The 11,297-nt window shown below is 48.6% G+C and carries 7 protein-coding genes and 1 riboswitch; all 7 genes read right to left on the bottom strand.

All coding sequences use genetic code 11. The features are described 5' to 3' along the window. Positions 1 to 124 precede the first annotated feature (124 nt). Complete coding sequence (locus ASG81_RS25405; protein ID WP_327205190.1) at positions 125 to 760, bottom strand: response regulator transcription factor; 636 nt, start codon at positions 758 to 760, stop codon at positions 125 to 127. Positions 761 to 1,576: 816 nt separating this feature from the next. Next, positions 1,577 to 1,660, bottom strand: a riboswitch (cyclic di-GMP riboswitch). A 308-nt stretch (positions 1,661 to 1,968) separates the two neighbouring features. Beyond that, positions 1,969 to 3,321: a sensor histidine kinase gene (locus ASG81_RS25400; RefSeq protein WP_056641088.1), complete on the bottom strand. Its 1,353-nt coding sequence runs from the start codon at positions 3,319 to 3,321 to the stop codon at positions 1,969 to 1,971. Then, positions 3,311 to 3,985: a response regulator transcription factor gene (locus ASG81_RS25395; RefSeq protein WP_056641085.1), complete on the bottom strand. Its 675-nt coding sequence runs from the start codon at positions 3,983 to 3,985 to the stop codon at positions 3,311 to 3,313. Before ASG81_RS25395 ends, ASG81_RS25400 begins: the two co-directional genes overlap by 11 nt. Positions 3,986 to 4,156: 171 nt before the next feature. Further along, positions 4,157 to 4,684, bottom strand: a complete 528-nt coding sequence (locus ASG81_RS25390; RefSeq protein WP_056641082.1) for a hypothetical protein — start codon at positions 4,682 to 4,684, stop codon at positions 4,157 to 4,159. A gap of 107 nt (positions 4,685 to 4,791) precedes the next feature. Continuing rightward, on the bottom strand, positions 4,792 to 5,703 hold the full coding sequence (locus ASG81_RS25385; protein ID WP_056641078.1) for a glycosyl hydrolase: 912 nt from the start codon (positions 5,701 to 5,703) through the stop codon (positions 4,792 to 4,794). A gap of 29 nt (positions 5,704 to 5,732) precedes the next feature. Then, entirely contained in the window at positions 5,733 to 8,114 is a 2,382-nt protein-coding gene (locus ASG81_RS25380) for an alpha-L-arabinofuranosidase C-terminal domain-containing protein (protein WP_056641075.1), read from the bottom strand. Positions 8,115 to 8,376: 262 nt separating this feature from the next. Then, positions 8,377 to 10,989: an immunoglobulin-like domain-containing protein gene (locus ASG81_RS33225; protein ID WP_056641072.1), complete on the bottom strand. Its 2,613-nt coding sequence runs from the start codon at positions 10,987 to 10,989 to the stop codon at positions 8,377 to 8,379. Positions 10,990 to 11,297 lie beyond the last annotated feature (308 nt).

Raw genomic sequence — 11,297 nt, 5'->3', positions numbered from 1 at the left:
GATTACAGGCGAAATTAAACGGCCTCAGTCCGATGGAATTTAGGACTAAGGCCGCATAACTGGTTTTTATTATTTGTACTGTCTACTTGACGGGGCGCAGTTCACTTTGGAGCAGCCCCTTTTGTTATGAAATGCGTTGAAACTTTACGATTCCTTTCGAGTTCGCAAATAATGCAGCTTGCGTTCGATCAGATAAATTCAACTTGGCCAGAACCTGGCTTACGTGTTTCTTTACGGTATTTTCCGAAATGAATAATCTTACAGCGATTTCTTTATTATTCAGGCCTAAACCGAGCAGACCTAAAACCTCTTTTTCTTTAAAAGTTAAATCTTTATATGAATCCTGGTTTTCCCGGTCTACTTTCATTTCCATTAACCCCGGGTCGTAATATTTACGGCCCCGATAGATGAGTCTTATCGCATAAAGCAGTTCTTCCGGAAGGGCTTCCTTCAGAACATACCCATCAATCGCAATCTTCTCAGCCAAAGATAATTCTTCTCTGCTCATGAGTGACGTTATAAAAATGAACTTACAAGAGATGCCTCTTTCTTTAAATTCTTTAATAATGTCTAACCCGCATTTGTTGTTCAGTTTATTGTTCATCAAGCATAAATCAGGCTGCTCCTTTTCTAATATCCGATATGCTTCTTCCTCATTGGCGGCCTCTCCAGCCAGCAAAATATCCGTTTCTGCTGATAAAACTGCAACAAGTCCTATTCTTATTAAAGGAAAGGAGTCAACTACCGCCACCTTAATCATTTTTTAACCTCCCAGAAGTGTTCAAAATCATTCATTGAGTGAACGAGGTCATTGGTAAACCAATAACGACCTTCTTCTTGGACGGTTGCACTAGTCGCTTCCACTATCCCGAGTGCCCATTTACTGGATAAAGTTCATAACGTCCCCTTTACTAATTAAAGTATATTTAGATCAGCTATATAAAGGTTACTGCTTAGGTCTGTTTAGTAGTTAAATTGACCGTGAAAGGCGGAAGCAAGCGAAAAGAGAATCGGAAGATTTTGTTTGCATAACGTAGAAATAACAATGCGGATTCGGGAAAAACGCTCTGCATTAGACTTCGTGCGATAGGAACTTGAAACTTTCACATTGACCTTAACATGCGGATGTCACGTGAAGCTTATCTTCGGGCTGAGTGGTTCCGGCAGATCGCGCGAACTATATTAGTTGAACAAAAGAATTTCATCCTACTCTGTCCGGTCATCGCGTGTTATCCCGATCAATATAAATAGCTATATTGTATTTTACAGAATAGAGATGTTTTTAGTGTAATTTCAAGATAGCTCTAGGTAGGAGCGAGCGCATTTATCGATCATTTGCAACTTATTAGAATGATACATCCCGCTATACGCGGCTCAAACAAATAATCGAGTTGAGTAAAGGGAGATTGTTCCTTTATGCGACTCAGCGTACATTCAATCTTTAGTTCAATTTATATAGATCGTCAGTCGCAGTTTCGCGTTATTGTTAACGCTTTCATAAATAAGGTTTTTTTCCATTCCACATTCATGTCTTGACGATCATTTTTTTACAAGTGCCTTTCTCCTTGTCCCCCCATTCATTACGGGACGGTTGCACCACTGACTCCATGCGTTTAAGGTGCCCAGATATTAAACGCACTTCCACGTCTCCCATATGCTACTTTAATCACTTTCTATAAGAATTATAACCTACTCCGTTTGTGCATTCTGTCACTTCACGCCTTACAAACATGGGGTAATTTAACATTTTATGTCGAATTGATTAAACGATGATTAAACTTCTAATCGAAATGCCTAAAGTCAGCCATTCCTGAAGAGTTCGTTATTTGAACAATATCTGAGTAGGGATATCTTATCACATTCGTAGTTCTTTAAAAGAAACTACGAATGTGAAAAGATATTCCGCCCTCTTTGCAAAAATAACATGTTTGCGGAAGAAGCCAATTCCGCAAACATCCCGCTTTTTAATTACACGCTTCTCCTCAGCGGCAAGGTCACCCGGATAACGGCTCCCCCGTTTTCCCCTTGGGACGCTTCGATGACACCGCCGTGCGATTCGACGATCGCCTTAGTAATCGACAGGCCGATACCCGTTCCGCCATTCGCTCCTTTATAGAAACGGTCGAAAATATACGCTTCTTCTCCCGGAAAAAAACCGTTCCCGTCATCTGTACAACATATTTCCAAGTGATCTCCGGAATGAACCGCCTGCAGCACGATCCTCGACCCGGCATACCGGATTCCGTTGCCGACAATGTTAATGAATGCCCGCTTCAGCTTTTCCCGGTCCAACATGACCGCCGTATCGGTATCCCCCGTTATGGCCACATGGATTCCTTTCCGCTCGGCCAGTCCCTGTACCGCAGTTACCGCATCCGCGAGTACTTCTCCAACTGGTATCAGGTCAAATTGGAACGTCTCCGTCACATGATCGAGCTTGGTCAAATAAATGAGTTCATCCACAACCGTCTTCAACCGCTGGCATTCGGAAATGATGACGTCCAAGCTTTCTTCCGTCTCGCGCCCTTGTACAATTCCGTCCTTGATCGCTTCCGCGTTGCCCTGAATGGCCATAAGCGGCGTTTTCAGTTCATGGGAAGCGTTTTGCAAAAAGCCGGTTTGCAGCTTATCGTACGCACTCAGTTTATTCGCCATGTCGATAAAGGAATCCGCCAGCTCCCCAATCTCATCCCGGGAATGAACGGCGAGCTCGGGTACCCCCTTTTTCGGAGAAAATTTCCGCATCCCTGCCGCCAAGGACCTGATCGGCTTCGAGATGCTCCGGCCAAGCAAATAGCCCATTCCTAGCGCAAATACTCCTCCGATGACGATACTGACAAGCTGTGCCCCCTGCAGCAGACGGTTCAGCTTGCGGACATCGTTGATTTTCGCTGCAAGCAAAATACGGCCTGTCTTCTCCCCGTCCTCCGCAAAAATCGGCCTCCTGACGACAAGATAGTCCGAATTGTTCTGCTGGTCCAGCTGCTGAAGCGTCCTGATATCTCCTGTGCTGACGTTGGTATATACGATCCGGTTCTTGTTGTCAAATACGACGATCTTCGATTCGAGCACCTGCCCCGTCAACCGCAGCTCCTTGCGGCTGGCCACCCGCTCGGCGACGCTCTGATCCGAAAGCCGCTGCACTTTATTGAGCGACCGGACGATCGACTCCGCATCCGCCTTCATCTGCCGGCTCGCTTCGTTCACCAAATAGCGCGAGGACAAGAACTGAAACGAGATTGCGGTAACGATCAGCACCGTCATAACTAAAGCAAAATTGCTCAGCTGCAGCTTCGTGCCGATTTTCATTTTATCCGTCAAGGCGGTAGCCGTACCCCCAAACTGTCGTAATTTGAACTTCCGAGCCGTGCTCGGCGAGCTTTTTCCGGATTCGTTTGACCAGATCGTCAATCAGCCTGTCATCGCCCAAATAGTCGTAGCCCCAAATTTTTTGCACCAGCTGCTCCCTCGTAAAAGGCAAGTTCCGGTGCTCTGCCAAAAATTCGAAGAACTCATACTCTTTCGTCGTCAGCCTGATTTCGTTCCCGTCCTTGTACACCATTCTGCGCTCCTTCTGCAGCTCGATGTCTTTAAGCTCGACTCCCGCAAAATTTGGATATGTTTTTTCCAGCCGTTTGAAAATGTTTTTGATGCGCGCCACCAGCTCCCGCGGGCTGAACGGCTTGGTCAGATAATCATCAGCCCCCAGCTCCAAACCGAGCACCCGATCCAGCTCCTCGCCTCTGGCAGTGACGAAGATGATTGGAACCTCGCTCGTTTTGCGTATTTGTTTGCATAAGTCCATACCGTTGATCCCGGGCATCATAATATCGATAACGAGCAAATCCGGTTTCAATCGGCCTATTTCCGGCAGCACGGTATTCCCGCTTTGGAACAGCGTCACTTTATAGCCTTCATTTTCGATATACTTTTTCAGAATGTCCCTTATGCTCTTCTCATCATCTACGACGAATATATGTTTCATCCGGGTACCGCCCCCTCCTTTTTTCCTGTCTATTATATCATCCGAAATCAAGAAATGGCGGTACAGGAATAAACCCCTGCACCGCCATTTCCCTCATCTTGTTTGCGTCATTGTTGATCAAATCTAGCAGTCTCTCAAGCGATTCCGTAAATACGCAGCTTATGGATGAGATTAGCTCAGAACGGCTATCATTTGATCAAGCAAACCGATCTTTTGTCCAAGCTTGCCGTTAATTTTGCCAAAGAGCACGATCGTGTTGTCAATATGCTTTTGAGCCCGCTCATCGCTGCCGTCTTTAACAGCTTTCTCGAACGCTTTCTTTTCAGCGGCCACCTTTTTCCACAAAACTTTAAGCTCCGCATTGACCTTATGAAGCTGTTTCCTAACCTCAGCAGCTTGTTTCAACGCTTCCTTGTCGCCGTTTTCTCTGGCCTCAATGGTCAAGTCGAGAATTTGGTCCTGCTTTTGTACGATTTGCGTTTTCAACCCGAGCCGTTCTACCCGCAAAGCGTTAATTTTGTGCAGTTCATCCTGAAACTCTTTCAGCACATCGAGCTTTTGGGTGTGAAACGCAGTCTCCTCGCCGTCCATCATGCTTTCATTCACCGGCGGGGCCGGCGGCACATCGCTCGCATACGCGCTTCCCACTCCGGCGAACATCATCAAACTAACCATCAACGCCGCAAATTTCTTCTTCATTTTTTTCCCTCTCTCCTTTATACACTCGAATTTGGTTTACGCATTCAGTGTAGCCGGAGAGTATGGCATAATTCAGATACAATTGTGGAAAAAGGATGTGAATGTCATCAATCGATTTCCGGCTGCAGCCTCAGCTCGAACGGCTTGTCGCGGTTGCACACCAGGACACCGTCGATGACTTCAAGCTTCGCTGCCTGAATGGATGAACGCCTCGTCTCATAAGTCGAAGCTTCATTCCCGCCGGTTCTGCCTGGATGCGTAAAGTAAAAAATATATGCCTCTTCTCCCTGAACGACGACATCGGCATGCAGGCCGATCGTGCCGTCCTCCTCCCTGGTTCCCGGCTTATCGAGAATGAGACCGTTGCGCTCCCAGCCGATCAAATCGTCCGAACGGTAAACGCCCTGCCCTCTCCACTCGTCCACGATCATCCAATAATAATCTTTGAAACGGAACACATTCGGCCCCTCATGCCCGCGTCCTTCGATCACTGGCCCAACCCGCTCCCAATGATACAAATCCGCGCTGTCGGCGGCATAGGTATGGTTGTTTTCTTTGAACCACATCCGGAACGTGCCGCTTGGCAGCCGGTAAATACAAGCATCTATTATGCTTTGTTCGCTTATGGCCAGCTTGGATTGAAAATTCCAATTTATGAGATCAGGACTTGTATAATGCATCATATCGGCCTGACGGCCCCAATCTTCCGGCACGCCTTGAATATACGTGACATACATATGATAGATTCCAGCATGCCAATAAATTTCCGGAGCCCAAAACGTATTGTGTCCCCACTCGATATCCAGCCCCATCAACGTTCCGCGATACACCCACTCGCTGCCGTCAGCCGACGATGCGACCCCGAGGTCCGTGCCATGCACCCACGCATATTTACGGTCCTCAACCGTCGCTCTGCGGTTCGTATAAATCATCCACCATTCCTTAGCCTGCCTGTTCCATATGACGACCGGATCGGCCGCTCCGTCAAAAATTGGGTCTCTAAACAATGGCGCTTTCATCTGTCATTCCCCTTTTCAACAATTTATCGCTATTTCACTCTAAAAATCGTAACGGAATGCTTTGGAAAATCATAGAAGAAGCTATTCGACTCGGTCTGCAGCTCTTTCCGCTTAGGCAGTATCCGCCTAGGCGACTCAAAATCATTCGCTTCATCAAGCGCATACCCGGACAACTCGAACACTTCGACCAACGTCGGCACTTTGGGCAAATCCGCCAATACAACCTGTGCGGATACGCTTTGCTCCTGCACATTGATGACCTTTACGATAACATCTCCGGTCGATTGATCGGCGCTGGCGGAAAAATACAACGGCTCGATGACCGGCAGCTTATCCTCCGTGTCATTGATCAAGACGCCGTCGACATAGGTTCGAATCCGCCTTCCCGACACTTCTAAAGCAAACTCATATGCAATACCAGTTTCCACCGTAAATAAACTTTGGGTCAGGCATGAGGCTCTGCCGTCCACTTTGGAAACGACCGCGGAATCCTGATTCTGCCACCCGCCAATTTCCCATATCAACTGATTTTCATCATCGTTCTTTCCAAAATATACGTCAAAACCTTTGGGACCGCTTATTTTCTTCGCCTTGAAACGTAAGGTATAGCTGCCCCAATCCGTTTCATCCAGCTCCCGCGTCTTGACAACCGTCCCATTCAAGCGATCTTCCTGCGTATCCGACAGCATCCCGCCCTGCCCGGCTAAATGTTTGACTTCTCCCGTCTCATCGTTGATAAGCTGAATATCCCAATACTGGACAGAACAAAGATCCGTGCCTAGCGAAAACTTCCCTGTGATCGGCTTAGCCGGTTCGGCATACGGCCGCTCAAATCCGTTTGCTTCAATTTGCAGCAAATGATCTCCCTGATGGTGCATAAATAACTGCTGCACATAATAATTCGCCGTCCCGTACACCTCATGATTATTGAACCAAATCATATCCGGCTTCCAGTTGACGTAATCGATGTTGCAAAGCATCGGCGCGTAGCAGGCCAGCCCGACAGCATGCGCGTTCCGCTCCAGCCCCGTCATAAACGCGGCTTCGACAAGCGCATTGTAATACGTATTGCCCCAGGAAGCATATTCGCCCAAAAACACCTTCGGTTCATCGGCTTTGAAATGATCGTACCGGTCATAGTTGGCCAAAAACCACTCCGGCGACTGGTAATAGTGCTCATCCACGAGATCCGAGCCGTTGTCTCTGGCCGATTTCCAGCCTCGTTCATATTCCCCGCCGGCCGCGAACGGACCGCTGGAATTGATGATCTTCATATCGGGATATTTCTCTTTAATGGCCCGGTGGAAGTAAGCATAGCGCTCGAAAAAAGGTTCGCCGACCTCTTCGTTTCCGATACCGATATACTCCAGCCCGAACGGCTCCGGATGGCCTAATCCCGCGCGGATACCGCCCCATACGGTAGAGGCGTCACCGCAGGCAAACTCGATCAGATCAAGCGCGTCATCGATCCATGGCTGCAGCTCATCGAGAGGAACGATTCGTTTATGATGCGGATCGTATCCGGCAGGCAAAATCGGAATCGGCTTGGCTCCAATGTCCTCGCAGAACAGAAAATACTCATAATAACCGAGGCCCAGTGTCTGGTTATAACTCCAATTATTCCGCCTCGCCGGTCTCTGCTCTACATCGCCTATCGTGTTTTTCCAGCGGTACATGGAGTTCCTGTCATCCGGATTGAGCGAACCGTCATGGACCAGGCAGCCCCCCGGGAAACGCATAAACTTCGGCTTCAAATCCGCGATCAGCGCCGCAATATCCTCGCGCATGCCGTTAGGCCGGTTTCGGAAGGTTTTAAGCGGAAATAAAGAGACCATATCCAAATAAAGCCTGCCGCTTCCTTTCGTCACGATCGCTAATCGGCTGCTGACATCCGTAGCGTTTGCCGTCAATACCGCTTCATACTTTGTCCACTCATCGGATGCCACCGCAATTTCAGCTGCAGCATGAACGGTACCGTCTACTCCTTCGACCGTAATTCGAACCGGTACGTTAAAGCTGGAATCCCGTCTGGCGTAGAACGAAAATGAATAAGCTTCACCTTGCTTGACGGGAATCCCGGAATTAAAGCCTTGGTTCATAATGCCGACGCCGTCGCCTTCCGACAAAATCCCGATGACCGCGTAATGCTTGTTGCGCCCGGAGAACGGCTTGCTCTCTTCCACCGTCAATTCAGCGCTTCCGCGGCCTCGCTCGACTTTCTCCCACGCCGTTAAGGCATGGTAATCCCGATGGTCGATCGGATCGAATTCGAAGGACCGGTTCTGAACCAGCTCCGCGTATAGTCCGCCGTCCGCCGCATGATTTAAGTCCTCGAAAAAGATGCCGAACAGATCGCCGAGTTCCGCCCCCCGCTCCTGCGTAGATACCCTAAGTGTCCCTCGTTCTTTCATCGCTTATAGTCTCCTTCATAATTATTTCATATTTTTGATTATTCTTTTTTTCAGACTTTTTTAGTTGGATAAATAAAAATGTTAATCACAATACAAAATTATTAATTCATACACATAATAGATGATATTATGCTTGAATGCAATTAAAAAATATACGATTATCTCAGCATGAAGAAACGTCGATCCTCATACCGTTGCAACTTACCGGGCGCTTGTCGTAGCGATCGTCCTGAATACACCGGAGCTTGCTGTGTCTCCGGAGCTATCGACCCCATTTTGACATGATGGCATTATATTCCTTTTCCGTAATGGGCAAAATGGTTCCATGGCGTTTTTTAAGCTGATCGAAAGAATACTCGCCCGCATCCTTATTCAACATTCTCCACTTTTCTCCAGTCGCATCGGAAATATCGGTGGTAAGCAGCGGGAGATAGCCCTCGCCGGAGCGATATTGGTCAACCAGCAGTCCCCAAGTTTCTACTTTCTGGTCATCTTTGTTGTATTTGAAAAACTCCGGGCCTTCAACTTGATTTCCGTCCAGCTTCCAATTATCATTGAACAGCTCTCTCAAATTGAAAAGCCTTTTCCATTCTCCCAAAATGGAGTCGCTTTCCTCGATCGTGATCTGGCCGTCTGCGGAGGCGCGGTAATATTTCCCTTTTGCCTTGATAATTGTCGTGTCAATGATATGGGTATAGGATCCGTCTTCCTTCTGCCGTGCGATGTAGAGCTGTGCGGGGGTGAAGTTGCGGAAATCTCGTGTTTTACTATAAAAGATACGCTGTTGTTCTTCACCTTTTGCATTTTTGGCCTCTCCGGCTACAATAGAAGCCCAAAAAACAACATATTCGCCGGTTGATTCATCGTATATCGCCTCTGGCGCCCATGCATTGCCGGCGCCAAGAACCGCCACCTCTGAAAGCCAAGGCTCGCTCCAGTTTACCAAGTCGGTGGATTCCCAGATAACCAGATTGCGGCTTCCGCGGCTTGTCGCGTTTGACCAGCCCTGCAGGCGGACACTGAGGTCAGTCGCCAGCATATAGAATTTGTCTCCTTCGTGAGAGCGGATAATATACGGATCACGTACGCCTTTCATGCCGATTTCGGATTTTAGAACGGGCTTGCGGTCATTCAGATCCGTCCAAAAATTCCCATCCTTGCTGGAAGCAAAATAGATCTGCTCTTCATCTATTCCCTCGCCTGTAAAGTGTCCGAACAGGTATGCGGTCTTTTCCTCCACATTCGCCTTTGCCTTGACCAAAAGATCGAAGGTTTTGGTGCCGCTCGCTTTGCCCGACTTGATCGTGGCAGTCAGGGTCACGTGAGCATCCTTTGCCTGCCGGTTGACAACTCCTGCGGGTTCGCTGCCCTCCGCATTCACGTCTACAATGGTTGCGTTGGTTGTTGCCCAAGTAATTGTTGCGGCAGCCCCGCTGCCATCAGAGGCGCTGAGCTCCATAGGCAGGGTTATATTGCCGCGGATATCGTTCGCATTGGGAATTTCAAGCTGATGTTTTACATCCTCGACGACCTTGGCGTCCGTTAACTTCGCAGCCTCTGTAAGCGTAAAGGTTTTCTGCTCTTGGGACGCATTTACAGTGACCGTCGCCCGTACGGTTTTGTTCGCGGGAAGGATCTCCTCCTCCGCGGTCATATCGAGGATCGGAGAGCCATCGGCCCGGAAATGAACCAGCCGCACGCTGGCATCTCGGAGGTTGTCATTCAGAAACATGGCATGGTAGACGTTGTAAACGTTGCCGTATTCATCGATGAGGAAGGAGTTGTGGCCGGGGCCGTATTCGCCTTCCACCGAACCGGAATGCATCCAGGCATAGCCTGACTTGGCCCACGACGCCGGATCGGTCAAGTCGGCGTTTTCATCGGCTGTAACCATGCCGACTGCATAATTGGCCTTAAAGATGGGGCCTTCCGTCATATTGCTCAGAGTTTTGAAATTACTGGTCGTACGGTAGAACTCCGTGCCGTCCGCGCCCACCCAGCCAATCCGGTAATTGCCCGCCGCCGCGTCATATTCACAGGACAGTCCGGTGATTTCACTTTCGGCTGAATCCAATGTCAGCATGCCAACCTCGGTGTAATTGATCAGGTCTTCCGATGTAAAGAACAGAATTTTTCCGGGGGCATCCGGGTTTCCTTTCAGGTCCGTTCGGGTGGCGATAATGTCGAACCCGCTGTCCTTCATGCGGAATATGTATGGGCCCTTCAGCAGCTTGGTTTCACCCTGCACCGTGTTGACAGAATAATCTGCCTTGGCGAACAGGATGCCATAGTTGTGGTTAAGCGGCTCAAAGGTCTTATCGTCCTCACTGTATCCAAGATGCAGGCTATCGGCGATGCGGATGTCATAAACCGTGGATTTGTCGGGCTGGCGGGTATAGCCAAGGATCGATTTGCCGTCCTGCCCCAATACCTGTACATGGAACTCCTTGCTCTCTATCTGATTCTTAAAGCTGATCTTTGCGGTGAGCGTGATTACATCGCTCATGCCGGTTGCCGGAGCTGTGATCTTCCCGTTCTCTGCGATCACTGACTTATCGCTGCTTGTCCATGTAATGTCTGAACCATCCAGCTTGGTCGGCAAAACGGTGTCCTTTGTCAGGACACGCGGGAGAATGAGACGGTTACTGATAATCTCGGCAGCCATATCCTGTGTGGGTACAATTGCCGGATTCCCGTTCAAGATCAGGTCTCCCTGGCCGTTCTCAAAATGATACGATTTCACCGGCGTTGGCAGAGGGGAGGCCGCAAACACTGCTGACGATGACAACGCCCATACAGTGATAACGCCGGCCAACAGGGCTGCCAATGCTTTTTTTGTTTTTCTCATAAATCCATATCCTTTCTGTTGAATCATTTAACGATACCTCTCCTTCGTTATCAGCAACGAGTAAGGCCGCCGAATCGCTCGGCGGCGGCTCTCGCCATCGCTGAAAGATCAACGATGGCGATTTTTCCTTCTCCTGGATTATCGCTCATATTCTGGATCTTATACATTTAGATTTCCATTAAGCTTATAAATAAATTCATCCTTGTTCCGGCATACAAAAAGCCCTATAAACACACCGGGACTGACCCCCATTTGTGAGACAGGGATCAAAACACCTTACAAGTTTAAGCAGCCAGTCGTCGGAAATCAACCGGCGACTGGTTGTTTAGTTTCGT

Source organism: Paenibacillus sp. Soil522 (assembly GCF_001428245.1).
Classification (GTDB): domain Bacteria; phylum Bacillota; class Bacilli; order Paenibacillales; family Paenibacillaceae; genus Pristimantibacillus.
Note: the sequence above shows the minus strand (reverse complement) of the source record. Positions and strands in the feature narration are given on the sequence as shown.